Source organism: Peribacillus sp. GL_122 (assembly GCF_057835005.1).
In genome coordinates, this window is record NZ_CM174415.1 from 2,279,669 (window position 1) to 2,295,745 (window position 16,077).

Genomic DNA, 16,077 nt, shown 5'->3' on the forward strand with positions numbered 1-16,077 from the left:
TGTCGTTATATGTTAAAGTTTGTAGGTCTATGTAAATGCATGAGTGAATCAAAACTCTTTTTGTGTTCAATGGGGACCATTAGTCCTGACTGAAAATTCCTAATTGGAAATTTATTGATTTACACTTCTTCATACACCTTTAAAAATGCCCTTCTATACTTGAACCAGATTCAAATAATAGGAGGGAAAGATCAATGAATAATGAAAGAGCAATGGATGATTTAATTAAGAATTGGAGCGAATTAGGTAAGAATATGGACCGCCGAAACTTTATCCAGGGAGCAAGTAAGCTTGCCGGACTTTCATTAGGTCTTGCCCTTGCCCAATCAATGGGCGGGATTGAAGTGAATGCTGCCCCGAAATTCAGTGATTATCCATTTACTCTCGGAGTAGCTTCAGGTGATCCGCTATCGGACAGTGTAGTTTTATGGACAAGGTTGGCACCTGATCCGTTGAATGGCGGAGGAATGCCAAAAGAAGCCATTTCCGTTAAATGGGAAGTGGCAAAGGATGAGAATTTCAGAAAGATTGTCCAGCAAGGCAAGGAAATAGCCAGGCCGGAACTTGGCCACTCCGTTCATGTGGAAGTAAGCGGGTTAAAACCTGATAAGGTCTATTTTTACCGGTTTAAAAGCGGAGGGGAAGTAAGCCAGACTGGGAAAACGAAAACACTTCCGCCAATAGGTTCAAGTGTATCTAGCTTGTCATTCGCGTTTGTTTCATGCCAGCAATTTGAGCATGGTTATTATACGGCCTATAAACATTTGGCAAAAGAAGATCTGGATATTGTCTTTCACCTTGGCGATTACATATATGAATATGGCCCAAATGAATATGTTTCTTCTTCAGGTAATGTCCGTGTACATAGTGGTCCGGAGATCATCACGCTTGAGGATTATCGAAATAGGTACGCACAATACCGCTCCGATACCCATTTAAAAGCGGCACACGCAGCTTTCCCATGGGTCGTGACTTGGGATGATCATGAAGTTGAAAACAATTATGCAAATGTCATTCCGGAAAAAGGACAATCGGTAGAAGCATTCATCAAGAGAAGGGCCGCCGCCTATCAAGCTTACTATGAGCATATGCCCCTTCGTAAATCATCTTTGCCTAAGGGAGCGGATATGCGGTTATACAGAAATTTCACATATGGCGATCTGGCCTCTTTCTTTGTATTGGATTCCCGTCAATACCGGGATGATCAGGCAAACGGCGATGGAAGTTCCCCGCAAACGCCTGAGTCACTTGATCCGAAAAGGACATTGCTAGGTCCAGAGCAGGAACAGTGGCTAACTGACAATCTATCAAAATCAAATACAAAGTGGAACGTTTTGCCTCAGCAGATTTTCTTTGCACAAAGGAATTATGGAACACCAACCGCTCCCAAATTCAGCATGGATTCCTGGGATGGCTACCCGGCTGCACGCGATCGTTTAATTGATGTAATCAAAAGAAACAACCTGGAAAATCTGGTCGTGTTGACCGGTGATGTACATGCAAGCTGGGCAGCCAATTTAAAGGCGGATTTCGATGATCCAAATTCAAAGATTTTCGGTGTGGAGTTTGTCGGAACTTCCATCACATCTGGTGGAAATGGAGCGGATAAGCGTGCGGATACTGATAAAATACTAAGTCAGAATCCACATATAAAGTTCTTTAATGATTACCGGGGATATGTCCGATGCAAAGTAACCCCAGAACAATGGAAGGCTGACTACCGTGTAGTCCCATTCGTGACAGAACCAGGTGCAGACATATCGACAAGAGCATCCTTTGTTTTTGATAAGGATCAAACAGGGCTGCGAAAGGTTGCATCAGCAGCGGTTATGGAAGGTGTACAAAAAACGAACGAAGTCGAGGAAGATCGGACACGGGCCCATAATCGCGCACATGAAAAACAAAGAATGAAAAAGCAGGGGAAAGTGACTAATTGATAGGGAACGATAATGATGCTTGACAAGAATATAGCGAAGAAAAATGAGAAAAATCAGAGGAGTGAATAAGAATGCTTTCAAATATAGGAATACCCGGTTTGGTGATTGTCCTCGTGATTGCACTGATTATTTTTGGACCGTCCAAGCTGCCGGAAATAGGCCGTGCATTTGGCCGGACTTTATCCGAATTCAAAAGTGCAACCAAAGGTTTGGTGAATGATTCAGATAAAGAGGAAGAAAATGAGAATAAAGCTGCGTTAAGAGCTGTTAAAAAAGAGGGATGAATTTAATGGGATAGAGCGGGCGGAAAAACTCGCCTGCTTCTTTTCATGAGATGGGTTCGAGGGAGAATGCTATTTTGCAATAGTGCAAGTAAAATGTCTAAAAAGGAGGAGTGAAGGTGGAAAGTAAGGATTTACACGTTATTGAACATATGGAGGAGCTCCGAGGCAGAATCATTAAAACACTGATAGGTTTTTTGGCTTTTTTAATAGTGAGTTTCATATTCGTACAGGATATTTATGATTTGCTCATTAAGGATTTGGAAGGAAAGCTTGCCGTGCTCGGACCAAGTGAAATCCTATGGGTATACATGATTATCGCTGCGGTTTGTGCAATAGCTGCGACGATTCCGCTAGCAGCCTATCAGTTATGGCGCTTTGTGGCTCCAGCGCTGAAACCGGAAGAGAGAAGGGTTACATTTCGGTTCATACCCGGGCTCTTCATTCTATTCATCACCGGTATCTCATTTGGATATTTTGTGTTGTTTCCAATAGTGCTGGGTTTTCTCACTTCCCTATCGGCCGGGCAGTTCGAGATGATGTTCACAGCGGAAAAGTATTTTCGGTTCATGATTAATTTGATCTTACCTTTCGGGATTTTATTCGAAATGCCGCTTGTGGTCATGTTCCTGACCAGATTAGGAATCATCAATCCAACAGTGTTGAAAAAGTCTCGTAAGATTTCTTATTTCGTCCTGGTCATCATCTCGATCCTGATTACGCCTCCAGATATCATTTCGGACATTTTGGTTATCGTCCCTCTGCTTGTGCTATATGAAGTGAGTGTACAGCTATCCAATATGGTTTATCGAAAAAGGCTGATGAAAGATGAGTCAGCTTTACCAGTAACATGAAATGGTTAATTGACAACTTATCGAAAAAACATTTCTTGGGAAATAGTTAATGGAACACTAAAAAGTTGAGGGGCATACCCCTCAACTTTTTTATTGCGGAATAATAATTGATGGGACTAATTAGGGGGATATACATTTACCTGCATACCTAAACAGTTTTTTTATCTTTTTGTCAGGTTGTTTAATGTCGGACTAAGTCTATTGAAGCGAGATTATAAATAGCCTTCTCCTAGTATAACCCATTGGAAATTTAAATCATTTATTGGAATGTCTTATTCATTCAGGTAAACTCAAAGGCTTTTGAACAGCGTTAAGTTGTACAAAAAAATAGTAAAAATGAACATCTTCAAGTTTTAAGGGGGATGTTTTATTTTATTTATTAGAAGGAGAGAGGATTCTGGTTAGCGAATTATTGTAATCACTTGAACCAAAATATGCATACTTCGTAAAATCATTCAAAGTATCGAACGGGAAAAGGTTCGAATAAATAGTTGTAAGAGATGAATGTGTATCTTATGGTTCAAGTATAAATATATATTTAGGGGGGGGAAAGCATTATCAAAATATCGAACGGGATGGTGAGAAGTTTATGAAGGATATAGTGAAAATTATCGCAGGAAACATTTCCATGACCTTTGCCTATGCTTATTTAATCGTTCCCAATGAAATTATTAACGGCGGGGTAACTAGCTCGGCATTATTATTGAATGCATTATCGGGTTATAACATTGCCATGCTAGCCAATTTCGTAACAGGATTACTGTTAATCATTTGTTTAGTTTTTCTAGGGAAAGAATACTTTATTAAATCGATCGTAAGTTCGCTTAGCTATATGGTTTTTTTCAATTTTTTTTATTCATGGAAGATTAATTTCGATATAAATATCGGTTTAGTGATTATCATTTCGTCGATTTTGATAGCGATAGGATATTATTTATGTATAACAGCAAATGCCTCCACTGTTGGCTTTGACGTGATTGCCTTAATTTTACATCAAAAAAATGAAAGATTAGATATTGCAGCGACAATAAGGGTTATTAATCTTATCGTACTGATATTGGGCCTTCTTGTTTACGGTTATACATCGATTGTTAAGGGAATTGCGTTTACATTGCTTTTTTCATATCTTCTAAAGAAAATGCTGGATAGGAAGCAGAATACCGTAAAATTAGCAACGGAAAGTGTGTTAGACGAATCCTCCAAGGTGAAAGAAGTAAAATGAAAAATATTTGAGGTTTGCAGTATTAATGGGCACCTTTTTTATTTGAAAATTTTCATTTTGTTATCTAAATATTCTGATTTTTAAATTGACTTTAAAAAAATCAGAGTGTATTATACACATAGTAAGTGGTACTAACATCATGACGTGGTGATGTTAGATCCGCTTCGGATTTCAAAATAGCCTTAAGGAAGGGGGAATAGTGATATAGAATCTTAAGTTCATAGCGTCATCTCCTGTGTTGTTTTTAAAATGCCATGTTTCCTAGTTCCCACTATCTTTGTGAAAGTGTAAAGGACAGGCAGTTGAAAAAGCCTTGTTTTTACATGCAAGTAGCGATTATTTTAGTTGATTCCCCAAAATATTGAAAGTTGGTGGAGGGTATGAAACATCAACAGGAAGAACTGAAACCAGGTCTGAAACAAAGACATTTAACGATGATATCCTTAAGTGGTGTCATAGGCGCTGGTTTGTTCGTAGGAAGCGGTATCATTATTGGTCAAACGGGCCCCGGGGCGATATTATCATATGTTTTGGCAGGCTTGATCGTTGTTCTAGTCATGAGGATGCTTGGGGAAATGGCCACTGTGAATCCCAATACTGGATCTTTTGCCGTATATGCAAGAGAGGGGATTGGTGAATGGGCCGGTTTTACAACAGGTTGGTTATATTGGTTCTTTTGGGTTATCGTCATTGCTTTGGAAGCAACAGCGGGAGCTGCAATCATACACAGCTGGCTTCCTTCCGTTCCCGTTTGGATCATAAGTCTATCTTTGATTATCCTATTGAAACTGACGAATATTTTTTCTGTAAAATCGTTTGGTGAGTTCGAATACTGGTTTTCAATCATTAAAATAATCAGTATCATCCTATTTTTGTGCCTGGGTGTGGCAGTGATATTAGGGTTTATCCCAACGATAAAACCACCTGGCGCCTCCAATCTTCTGAATTTTGGCGGTTTTATTCCGAACGGGATAAGTTCTGTTCTTGTTGGCGTCGCGATTGTTTTTCATGCATTTGTTGGAGTGGAGATTCCAGCGATTGCCGCGGGTGAGACGAGTGATCCGGTTAAGTCAGTTAGAAGTGCATTGAATAGTGTGGTATGGCGAATCCTGATTTTCTATATTGGGTCCATCGCCATTCTAGTGACGCTATTACCTTGGAATTCGGCTTCTTTGCTGAAAAGTCCATTTGTTGCCGTACTTGAAATGATGGGAATCCCTTCTGCTGCCCTGATCATGAATATAGTGATTCTCATTGCATTGCTTTCCTGTTTGAATTCGGGGTTATATACGAGTTCACGCATGTTATTTTCACTTGCACAAAAGGGTGATGCTCCAAAGTTATTTTCAAAAGTGAGCAAGAACGGTGTCCCTATATTTGCTGTAGTCGGCTCTACATTATTTGCCTTTATCAGCACCATTTTCAGTTATGTCTCACCTGATAAAATCTTTTTCTTTTTAGTGAATTCCTCGGGTGGAGTCGGAATTCTTGTTTATCTGGCCATTGCGGTTTCCCATCTCAGATTAAGGAAGAGAATGGAGAAAGAAAATCCCGGAATTTTCAAGATCAAAATGTGGTTATTCCCTTATTTGACTTATGTAACCATACTATCCATGATTTCCGTTTTGGTATTAATGGCATTTATCGATTCGCAGCGTCCACAGTTCATCTTTACCATGCTATTTAGCTTGATCGTTATCTGTTCATTCTTTTTCCTTCGGCGCAAAAAAGCGAAGTATATGGAGAATGAATTAAATATTGTTCCTGGTTCCCCTAATTCTGAAAAATTATAGCTTTTGCTCTATACCATTTTAAGGAAATGCTTCGTTTACTTCTATGGAACTCCTCAGACAAAATTCTTCAATCACAAATCAGCTAGAATATGATTCCCATAGAAAAAGAGAGTTGTGCCAACAGGTGCTTGGTGCCATCTGTCTTTTAAGTCATGAAGGAGGGATTATGTTGAATGGTTTCCGTGTAATGGCTAGTGCGGTTATCCTTGGAGCCATATTGCTGTCAGGCTGCAACAATTCAAGTGAACCGGACGAGGCTCAACAGGAAAAAAGTCCAGTATTGAATGAAAATCCGGATGCAAATACGGTTGATACCCAAAATGCAGAGGTTATTAAAAAAGGTGTCGGCGATGTGATTCAATCCATAAAAGGATTGGAATCAGAAATAAGTACGGAGGCGGATCCGGAGAAAATTCAAGAAATGGGAAAAGAGATCAGTTCTACATGGGATTCGATAGAAAAGCAAGTAGAAGATGAATACCCCGATTGGTATGAAGGGATTGAGAAAAACCTTTACCCATTAATTGGGGAGTCAGGTAATCCGGATAAGGATCTTGAAAAAATAAATCGACTCTCTGAAGCTGCCAAAGAAGATTTACAGCTATTTTTGGGAGAAGTGAAATGAATTCTCTTTATACCCGGGTAGTAGTGGATTTATGGGTATTAACAGGTTTAGCAGGTTTGGTGATTTTAAAGGAGGTAAGGATGAGGAGGGGAACTTAGATTGGAAAGTGCAAAGGAATGCAAAGAGGTTCAGGCAGTGATCTTTGATTGGGCAGGAACGACGGTGGATTATGGTTGTATTGCGCCGGTCCAAGCATTTGTCGAGATATTCAGGATAAGGGGGATAGATATTACCATTAAGGAAGCAAGGGAACCTATGGGTTTATTGAAGATGGATCATATAATGGAACTCCTGAAAATGAAACGAATCTCCAATTTATGGATTGCTAAATTCGGGAAAGAACCGGACGAAAGAGATCTAAAATCATTGTATATGGACTTTGAGGCTTTGCTTTTTAAAGTTCTCAAGGAAAACGCCAAGCCAATACCAGGCGTAATTGAATTAGTCAGCCGTTTAAGGCAGCAAGGAATAAAAATCGGTTCGACGACAGGGTATACTCGTGAAGTGATTGATGTTGTTAAACAAGAGGCGGAAAAATGGGGCTATCAACCAGATTCCATCGTTGCGTCTAACGAAGTGCCTGCAGGAAGGCCTGCCCCTTGGATGTGCTTTAAGACGGCGATGAATCTCCAAGTGTATCCACTCAGCAAAATCGTTAAAGTCGGCTATACGATCAGTGACATCAAAGAAGGCATTTCTGCGGGAATGTGGACTGTTGCCGTATTGAAAGGCGGCAGTGAAATCGGCCTTTCAGAAGCGGAAATCAACGAAATGGACCCATACGATCTGCAAAAACGGATGAAACATGCAGAAAATCGTTTTTGGAATGCAGGAGCCGTTTCGTAATTGATGAAATAGGTGATTTATTGGAGATCATCGATAGGATCAACTACAGATTGACAGAAAAAAAGGATATATTTATTGGTTAAAAAGATTCTTATACATGAGTTAGTGACTATGACGGTTAGAGATTTTAAATAAATTCAAAATATTCAATTTATTTATTGACTGTTTCATCCAATGGTAGTATTATACATCTTATAACTGGTACGGACGTCGCAACGTCATTATCAGAAATAACTATAATTAAGGAGAATGTGCTATGGTCGAAACAAAAATGTTAAGAGGAACGAAAGTTAAAATGACACCAAGTGAAGCCATCGTTGAGACATTAGTGGCCGAGGGAGTTAAACATATCTCGGGAATTCTGGGATCTGCTTTCATGGATATGCTTGATTTATTACCAACTGCAGGCATCCGGTTCATTGGTGTCCGCCATGAACAAAGTGCAGCACATATGGAAGATGCCTATTGTCGTGTTTCTGGTGTTGCAGGAGTTGTCATCGGGCAAAACGGACCTGGAATGACGAATATGGTCACCTCTGTTGCAGCGGCCAATCAAGCTCATACTCCAATGGTGGTCATATCACCTTCTGCTGGTACACCAACGGTTGGGTGGGATGGATTCCAAGAATGTGATCAGGTTTCCATCTTCAAGGCCATCACTAAGGAAACAGTTAGAGTGACACACCCAGGCCGGGTCGCTGATTGCCTTAGGACAGCATTTCGAATTGCCTATGCCGAGAGAGGACCGGTTTTATTCGATATCCCCCGTGATTACTTCTATGGTGAAGTGGAAGATCAAATACTTCAACCACATCAATATCGCGTAGATGAACGGGGCTGCGGATCTTCTGCATCTTTGGATAGAGCGGCAGAAATTTTAGCTGAGGCTGAGTATCCTGTCATTATTTCCGGTAGGGGAACGGTCGATTCAGATGGCATCGAGGAAATTAAGAATATTGCAGAATATTTAACAGCTCCGGTAGCTGTCTCCTATATGCATAATGATGCCTTTCCTGCTGATCATCCATTGTCAGTCGGTCCAATCGGTTACATGGGTTCAAAGGCAGCCATGAATACACTAAAGAAAGCAGACGTCATATTGGCGGTCGGTACAAGATTATCGGTTTTTGGAACGTTACCATGCTATGACATTGATTATTTCCCTAAAGATGCACAAATCATCCAAATAGATATTAATCCAAGGCAAATAGCGAGGACACACCCTGTGGAAGTTGGGATCATCGGAGATGCCCGTGAAGCGAGCCATGAAATCTTGAAACGGTTGAAGGTTAGTAAACCTAACCTAAAACAAGAAAAAAAGCGGATGGTCGAAGTAACGAATGAAAAACAAAAATGGGAAGAAGAATTGGTGAAACTTGCGATGATCGATGGAACCCCGATCAATCCGCGTCGGGCCCTTTTGGAATTGACTAAAGTGTTGCCTGAAAATGCCATCGTTACTACAGATATCGGTAATGTATCGTCAACTGCAAACGCTTACTTAAAATTCAATCAGAGCCGCAGGCATATCGCTGCGCTTACATTCGGGAACACGGGATTTGCTTACCCATCTGCACTTGGTGCCAAGTTAGCTGAACCGAACACGCCTGTTTTAGCCATTGTTGGAGATGGCGCGTGGGGCATGAGCTTACATGAGGTGAGTACGGCCGTTGAAGAAAACATACCGGTCATAGCATGTGTGTTCAATAATAATGCATGGTGTGCAGAGAAAAAGAATCAGGTCGATTTTTATAATAATCGTTTTGTAGGGGCGGATATCCAAAATCCTGATTTCGCGGAAGTTGCCCGATCAATGGGTGCTGTTGGTATTAGAGTGGAAAAACCCGAGGAGTTAGGCGCTGTCATTGAAGAAGCAATTAAATCAAACAAACCGACTGTCATTGATATACAAGTGGATGGAACACAATTAGCTCCTCCATTTAGAAAAGATGCATTAAAAATGCCTACTAGATTATTAGAAAAATATTCTCATTTAGATCATAAAAACTGGGATAAATAATGGTGTGAAAAGGTGATATGACAGGTGCGATGATTTGATGATCTATTTTGGTCATCGCACCATCACCAATGCTCTATAAAGGTCTGTAACAGCATGGGAACTTAACTTAATTGCGTTCAATGAATAATAAGGGGGTTTCAATTGTGAAGATGGAAACTGAAATGAAAGACCTTGTTCAAATGGATAAAGACCATTTATGGCATGCGATGCATCGCTATAATGAGAAGGATGCTCCCATGATGGCTACAGAAGGATCCGGCTCATGGTTCACAGATACTAAAGGTGATAAATATCTAGATGGGGTTTCCGGTTTATGGTGCTTGAACCTGGGTCACGGGCGAAAAGAGATTGCACAGGCAGCCTATGAACAAATGATTAACTTATCTTATTTCCCTTTAACGTTAAGCCATAAGCCGGCAATCGAATTATCTGCAAAAATAAGTGAACATTTAAAGGGATCCTATACAACGTTTTTTACGAACAGCGGCTCTGAGGCGAATGAGACAGCTTTTAAAATAGCCAGGCAATATCATTCCCAAAATGGCAATCAGGGTAAATACAAATTCATCTCTAGGTACAGAGCTTATCATGGCAATACTTTTGGCGCGCTAAGCGCAACCGCACAGGCAAATCGGAGAGTGAAATATGATCCTGCGGTTCCAGGTTTCCTGCATGTGCCACCACCGTACAGTTATCGGAGTCCGTTTGGGGAAAACGTTGAAAACTCCGATTTGCTTGCAGCTGAATATATCGATCAGGTCATTAACTTTGAAGGGGCTGAAACGGTAGCTGGTGTTATTCTTGAACCATTCATCTCTGGTGGCGGGGTCCTTATTCCTTCGAAAGAATACTTAACGAGGGTTTCGGAAATCTGTAAAAAACATGATGTTCTATTAATTGTGGATGAAGTGGTTTCAGGTTTCGGAAGAACCGGAAAAATGTTTGGGTTCATGCACTCCGAAGGGGTTCAACCGGATATTGTTACAATGGCAAAGGGTTTGACCAGCGGTTATCTTCCCCTTGGAGCAACGGCAGTGAATTCCAGGATTTATGAGAAATTCAAAGAGAACGGAAATCTAAATCATTTCAGGCATGTGTCAACATATGGAGGCCACCCTGCATCTTGCGCAGTTGCGTTAAAGAACATTGAAATTTTGGAAGATGAAAAAATCGTTCAACGTGTATCTGAACTTAGTGAATCGACACTAAGTGAGCTCTTTGAATTGACAGCCCTGGATAAAGTAGGGGAAGTTCGGGGAGTAGGGTTTTTATATGGCATTGAATTAGTGGAAGACAAAAAGACAAAAACGCCTGTTTCCGATGAGTTCATGGGTAAAATAATCGGTGCTTGCAAGGAAAAGGGTCTTATCATCGGTCGTAATGGAGATACAGTTCCTGGATATGGAAATGTATTGATCATTGCACCGCCTTTATCCTCGACCGTTGAAGATCTACGCTTTGTCATAGAAACGGTTAAATCCGTATTATATGAATTATGCTAACCAAAATAGATGATTGAGCTTTAGGGGCTATATATAGACGAAAAATGAAGATGGGCATGATTTGTCTAACCGTTATGGCATCCATGTCCATTTTTTCATGGAGGGTCTAGCAGTGGGAAAAGTGGAGAATCCGAAGTAGGAGGAAATATGCAATCAAAACATAGGTTATTGGTAGTTCTTGCACATCCCGATGATGAGTCATTCCTGTGTGGCGGAACCATTGCCAAGATGTCTGAGCGAGGTGTTCATATTACATTACTTTGTGCGACAAAAGGCGAAATGGGCAGGCGCATGGGAAATCCCATTCTTACAACAAGGGAGGCATTGCCTGAACTAAGGGTAGAGGAGTTAAAAAGAGCTTGTGAAGAATTGGGGATAAACGACCTGCGATTTTTAAACGTAAGGGATAAAACGATTGAATTTGAAAGCTTGGATTTATTGGCGGAGAGAATCGTAAAGGTGATTCGTGAAGTACAACCGGATGCACTAGTAACATTCCACGAGAAATATGGGGGGCATCCAGACCATTGTGCGATTGGCCGTGCTGCCGAATTTGCTTTTCTAAAATCCGGTGATCCCGATTTTTATCCAGATCCAATATTTCCAGCTTTTAAGGTTCATAGTCTGTACTTTGTCCTTTGGCATGCTTTTTATGATGAATGGATAAAGGAAAACGGGCTGAGCAGTATCACAAGAGTGAATATAAAAGGGACTCTTCAGAAAAAGATTCGTGCCTTAAGGTCCCATCGTTCCCAGACCCTAACAGTTCCTGAATTGTGGGGGAATCAAAATCCAAGCTTGCCTTTTTTAAAGAAATCCGAGTGTTTTATCAAAGGGAATTCACCTACTAATATAGAAGAAACCGATTTTTTTCAAACGATTGAAAGGTTGGGATGATACGTAATTTGGGCTTTAGTTTATCTGGAAAGGGGGAAGGGATATATGGAATTAGAAAAATATGAGCCACTGGAAGAAACACCACAAGTGCAGCAAAAATTGCTTCAAAACAGGGTGGTTTTATGGCTGAGCGGTATCGCTTTCACCTTTTTTATTGCTCTCTTAGGCTTGGGGCTGTCCAAGATTGCAGGATTCAATCGAATCGGTCCACTTGCTTGCTCAATCATCATTGCCGTGATTTATCGTCAAATTGCGGGATATCCTGAAAAGTTCCGGACGGGAATAGAATTTTCCGCAAAAAAACTTTTGCGTTTTGCCATTATTTTATACGGGTTGAAATTAAATATCGATGTGATTTTCAATCAGGGTCTGCCATTGTTGGTACGTGACATAGGAACAGTGACTTTTGCTATAGTTGTGATGGTCTTGATTGCAAAGTGGTTTAAGGCAGATGCCTCCATTTCCCTACTTCTTGCTGTAGGAACCGGGATATGCGGTGCAGCAGCCATCGCGGCAATATCTCCAATCGTGAAAGCGAAGGAAGAAGATACAGCCATAGGCGTCGGGATAATCGCGTTAATGGGAACACTTTTCTCCATTGTTTATACACTTTTACGTCCGATCCTTCCGCTATCTGCTATGGATTATGGAATTTGGTCCGGGATCAGTCTTCATGAAATCGCCCATGTTGCCTTGGCGGGAGCACCGGCTGGTGAAGATGCGCTAGCGATTGCGCTTCTTGCAAAATTGGGCCGTGTCTTTTTACTTATCCCATTATGTTTCATTTTTATGTATTGGATGAAAAAACGCACATCCGGGAAAATGGGCCAAGATGCCAAAATTGATTTTCCATGGTTCCTCGTTGGTTTTATAATCATGAGTTTAATAGGAAGTTATGTGTTTGGAACGTATATCACGGTGTCTCCTCTCGTAATGGATGGTATTTCTAAAACGACTACATTTATATTGACAATGGCCATGATCGGTCTTGGACTGAATGTTAGCCTGCAGGCACTGCGGACAAAAGCAATGCGTCCTCTTTTAGCCATGACCATTACCTCTTTGCTGCTTTCGATAATCTCGTACTTTATCGTTTAATAGATAAACTTTTCTATTTTTGCCCATTAAATATGCCTGAAACGTGATGAAGGTTGCATATAGGATAAGCCCTGAATACATATATCTATTCAGGTTTTTTTTCATCTGAAGATACGTTTTATTGGAAAAGAAGGAGTGGGAAATCGGGAAAATCCTAATTTAAGGAAAGAATAGACCGCTGGCGTGTTTGAATATTATAACTATTTGGTTTACAATATAAGAACTGATACGAACATTACGATGTCTTTTTCTGTTTGGAGGAAATTTTATGGAGTTAGACTTTAAAAATCCAATCCCTTTACATGCTCAATTGAAAACCATATTGGAAAATCAGATTTTGGAAGGTTATTATAAAGATAAAATCCCGAGTGAAAGGGAACTCATGGATATGTATTCTGTCAGCAGGAGCACTGTACGGGAAGCCGTATCCATTCTGGTTCGTGAGGGAATATTGGAAAAAAGGCATGGGAAGGGAACGTTCGTTTCCCTTAAACCTGTACAAGAATGGCTTAAGATGATAAGTTTTACGGAAACCACTAAAAGCATGGGGATTGAACTACTAGATCATGGCCGTGTAATGACACCTGAAAATATAGCTGATGCAAATGGGTTTGATGACGAATCTTACCATATTAAAAGGCTGCGGTTGCAGGGGGATGTCCCAATAGCCATAGAATTGCATTATTATTCTTTGGACCTAGGAAAAAAATTGACGAAATTCGATTTAAGTACAACCGTATTGTATGATGCACTCGAAGGTGATCTAAACATTGACTTTTGTGAAGCAGAACAAATCATAACCTGTGGCTTTCCAACAAAAGAAGATGCAGAACATTTAGGTATAGCCGAAACGCTGTGCTTGCTGATTACAGAACGAATGATTTTTGATTCTGATGGTAACTTAGTAGAATATTATAAAGGGTTATTCCGATCGGATATGTACTCATTTGCAATGAAAATGTCTCGGAAGAATTGATAATGCACATAAAATGACCTAAGCCCTTCTAAGAAGCAGAGAGGCTTAGGTCATTTTCGGCTCTAAAATCATTGAGATCAATTTAGTCGGTTTTGAATCGTTTAAAAACCCCAATCAAGACATTCTATTAAAACCCTATTAGTTACAATATGATTTCCCACCGGGTTCAACGTAGTTTTAAGGTAGAAAAATGATTTTTAACTTAGAAGAGACAATATCTAAGTAATATAGTATTCAACTTACACATTGATAGGACTTTATTTGAAGAAGTGGGTAAACACATAACAACCACAAAGGAAATGTTCACGAATGAGAAGTTTAGAGATAAAATTAAAAATGATCCAGGCGATAAATACTGAAATATGAACTAAATGAAGAGGTAGAATTTTAGATTTACAATAGTATATAAGGGTGAAAGGAGTTAATTCCTTGAAAGAGCAATCAAATAATATAAACACTGCTTCAATTAGTGAAAATAGCATAGGCTGGTGGAAAGCAATTATAGAGTCAATCAATGACGGTGTTCTAGTGATTGATCATAATGGGTATGTAAAAATGATTAATCCTGAATATACACGTATTACTGGTGTTACACCTGATATCATAGGGAAGCCACTGGTAAAGTATCGGCCCGGAGCGCAACTTACAAAAACACTAAAAGATTGTCAGTGTCGTGTTGGGGTCTACCGAAAGACAAAAGATCGGGAATATGTGGTCGATATGGCTCCAATTATTCTCAATGAACAGGTTGTTGGCGCTGTGTCCGTTTGCAAAAGCTTAACTGAAGTTCATAAATTGTCACTTGAACTTCAAAAACAAAACGAGAAAGTCCGGCAGCTTAAAAAGCAGATGAATGCGCTTTATAAAGTAAAATACACTTTTGATGACATTATTGGAAAAGATGGCGGGTTGAAGGACGTTGTGTATGTGGCAAAACGGGTATCCGATTCCAACTTTCCAGTTTTAATTATCGGCGAGAGTGGGACAGGGAAAGAATTATTCGCACAGGCTATTCATCATAAAAGCCATCGTGGTAATAAGCCTTTTATTCCAGTTAATTGTGCGTCTATTCCATCTTCTTTATTAGAAAGTGAGTTATTCGGTTATGGAGATGGGGCCTTTACCAATGCAAAAAAAGGCGGTAAAATCGGTTTATTTGAAATGGCAGACCAGGGTACGCTCTTTTTGGATGAAATTGGTGATATGTCATATGATCTCCAAGCTAAGTTACTCAGGGTGTTACAAGAAAGTAAGATCAGAAGAGTAGGAGAAACAGAAGAGCGAAATATTGATGTCAGGATTATTGCCGCTACACACCGTGATTTACAACAGCTTGTAAATAAAAATCATTTTCGCGGAGATTTGTTTTATAGACTTAATGTTATAAGCTTAAAGATAGCACCTCTACGAGAACGAAGAGAGGATATCTCTGAACTGGTTCATTCATTGCTTCGTTCGTCATTAACTCCATCAGCTAGGGATGGTTCTATGTACACGATTGACGAACAAACTTTAGAATTTATGCGGTCATATGATTGGCCTGGCAATGTTCGAGAATTGAGAAATGTTATCGACTATGCAACTTGTATGGCGGAAGGAATGGAAATAAAGTTCCACCACTTACCAGATGTAATGATGAAGCTTGAATTGAATCGCTTAGATTCTACATTAAAACCAAACGGTCATACACTAAAAGACATAACGGAAGAAGCAGAATCAAAATTCATTCAAGAAATTTTGGGGAAGTTCGGAAATGATATGGAAGGAAGAAAAAAAACAGCAAATTCTCTAGGGGTATCTTTGGCCACCTTATATAATAAAATGAAAAAATACCGTATTATTCAAAGTGATTTCTAAAAAATTAGAATATATCAATGGATTTCTAAAAAATTAGAAATCCACCAAGGCCATAGAATCAGGGGATAAAAATAATTTATTTGAGAATCTTAGTTATATTTTCTAAAAAATTAGAAATTGTATCCACTATAAAAGAAAGCGCTATCAATAAAGTGCTTTCTTTTTTTGT

Annotated in this window: 12 protein-coding genes and 1 pseudogene; all 13 read left to right on the forward strand. The window is 39.8% G+C overall.

The genetic code is table 11. The annotated features are described in order from the left end of the window. Positions 1-194: 194 nt before the first annotated feature. The 13 genes and pseudogenes from AC3ISB_RS11060 (at position 195) to AC3ISB_RS11120 (ending at position 15,908) form a co-directional block, all read left to right on the forward strand. The gene (locus AC3ISB_RS11060) at positions 195-1,937 is read left to right on the forward strand and encodes an alkaline phosphatase D family protein (protein WP_098371764.1); all 1,743 of its coding nucleotides are present in this window, start codon (positions 195-197) and stop codon (positions 1,935-1,937) included. A 71-nt stretch (positions 1,938-2,008) separates the two neighbouring features. Beyond that, positions 2,009-2,221, forward strand: a complete 213-nt coding sequence (locus tag AC3ISB_RS11065) for a twin-arginine translocase TatA/TatE family subunit (protein ID WP_098371765.1) — start codon at positions 2,009-2,011, stop codon at positions 2,219-2,221. Positions 2,222-2,370: 149 nt separating this feature from the next. Continuing rightward, on the forward strand, positions 2,371-3,072 hold the full coding sequence (gene tatC / locus AC3ISB_RS11070) for a twin-arginine translocase subunit TatC (protein WP_489276904.1): 702 nt from the start codon (positions 2,371-2,373) through the stop codon (positions 3,070-3,072). A gap of 589 nt (positions 3,073-3,661) precedes the next feature. After that, positions 3,662-4,294, forward strand: a complete 633-nt coding sequence (locus AC3ISB_RS11075; RefSeq protein ID WP_489276392.1) for a YitT family protein — start codon at positions 3,662-3,664, stop codon at positions 4,292-4,294. Positions 4,295-4,674: 380 nt separating this feature from the next. Continuing rightward, positions 4,675-6,087, forward strand: a complete 1,413-nt coding sequence (locus AC3ISB_RS11080) for an amino acid permease (RefSeq protein WP_480338889.1) — start codon at positions 4,675-4,677, stop codon at positions 6,085-6,087. A gap of 166 nt (positions 6,088-6,253) precedes the next feature. Beyond that, positions 6,254-6,712, forward strand: coding sequence for a hypothetical protein (locus tag AC3ISB_RS11085; protein WP_489276394.1), 459 nt, complete (start codon positions 6,254-6,256; stop codon positions 6,710-6,712). A gap of 99 nt (positions 6,713-6,811) precedes the next feature. Continuing rightward, positions 6,812-7,641 (forward strand): annotated as a pseudogene (phnX, locus tag AC3ISB_RS11090) (phosphonoacetaldehyde hydrolase). Positions 7,642-7,814: 173 nt separating this feature from the next. Then, the gene (xsc, locus tag AC3ISB_RS11095) at positions 7,815-9,578 is read left to right on the forward strand and encodes a sulfoacetaldehyde acetyltransferase (protein ID WP_480338892.1); all 1,764 of its coding nucleotides are present in this window, start codon (positions 7,815-7,817) and stop codon (positions 9,576-9,578) included. Positions 9,579-9,727: 149 nt separating this feature from the next. Continuing rightward, the gene (locus tag AC3ISB_RS11100) at positions 9,728-11,080 is read left to right on the forward strand and encodes an aminotransferase (RefSeq protein ID WP_480339079.1); all 1,353 of its coding nucleotides are present in this window, start codon (positions 9,728-9,730) and stop codon (positions 11,078-11,080) included. 147 nt (positions 11,081-11,227) lie between these two features. Continuing rightward, entirely contained in the window at positions 11,228-11,977 is a 750-nt protein-coding gene (locus tag AC3ISB_RS11105; RefSeq protein ID WP_480338893.1) for a PIG-L family deacetylase, read from the forward strand. A gap of 45 nt (positions 11,978-12,022) precedes the next feature. Then, on the forward strand, positions 12,023-13,075 hold the full coding sequence (locus AC3ISB_RS11110) for a YeiH family protein (RefSeq protein ID WP_480338894.1): 1,053 nt from the start codon (positions 12,023-12,025) through the stop codon (positions 13,073-13,075). A 268-nt stretch (positions 13,076-13,343) separates the two neighbouring features. Further along, positions 13,344-14,051 (forward strand): GntR family transcriptional regulator, encoded by a 708-nt coding sequence (locus tag AC3ISB_RS11115; RefSeq protein ID WP_098371773.1) that lies wholly within the window; start codon positions 13,344-13,346, stop codon positions 14,049-14,051. A 429-nt stretch (positions 14,052-14,480) separates the two neighbouring features. Next, positions 14,481-15,908 carry a sigma-54 interaction domain-containing protein gene (locus AC3ISB_RS11120; RefSeq protein ID WP_480338895.1) on the forward strand — a complete coding sequence of 476 codons (1,428 nt, stop codon included), beginning with the start codon at positions 14,481-14,483 and terminating at the stop codon, positions 15,906-15,908. Positions 15,909-16,077 lie beyond the last annotated feature (169 nt).

Excerpts from the sequence above, each read along its gene's own strand:
- AC3ISB_RS11110 (WP_480338894.1), top strand. The coding sequence starts at position 12,023 with ATGGAATTAGAAAAATATGAGCCACTGGAAGAAACACCACAAGTGCAG.
- tatC (WP_489276904.1), top strand. The coding sequence starts at position 2,371 with ATGGAGGAGCTCCGAGGCAGAATCATTAAAACACTGATAGGTTTTTTG.
- AC3ISB_RS11105 (WP_480338893.1), top strand. The coding sequence starts at position 11,228 with ATGCAATCAAAACATAGGTTATTGGTAGTTCTTGCACATCCCGATGAT.
- AC3ISB_RS11085 (WP_489276394.1), top strand. The coding sequence starts at position 6,254 with ATGTTGAATGGTTTCCGTGTAATGGCTAGTGCGGTTATCCTTGGAGCC.
- AC3ISB_RS11115 (WP_098371773.1), top strand. The coding sequence starts at position 13,344 with ATGGAGTTAGACTTTAAAAATCCAATCCCTTTACATGCTCAATTGAAA.
- AC3ISB_RS11065 (WP_098371765.1), top strand. The coding sequence starts at position 2,009 with ATGCTTTCAAATATAGGAATACCCGGTTTGGTGATTGTCCTCGTGATT.
- AC3ISB_RS11060 (WP_098371764.1), top strand. The coding sequence starts at position 195 with ATGAATAATGAAAGAGCAATGGATGATTTAATTAAGAATTGGAGCGAA.
- AC3ISB_RS11080 (WP_480338889.1), top strand. The coding sequence starts at position 4,675 with ATGAAACATCAACAGGAAGAACTGAAACCAGGTCTGAAACAAAGACAT.
- AC3ISB_RS11100 (WP_480339079.1), top strand. The coding sequence starts at position 9,728 with ATGGAAACTGAAATGAAAGACCTTGTTCAAATGGATAAAGACCATTTA.
- AC3ISB_RS11075 (WP_489276392.1), top strand. The coding sequence starts at position 3,662 with ATGAAGGATATAGTGAAAATTATCGCAGGAAACATTTCCATGACCTTT.
- xsc (WP_480338892.1), top strand. The coding sequence starts at position 7,815 with ATGGTCGAAACAAAAATGTTAAGAGGAACGAAAGTTAAAATGACACCA.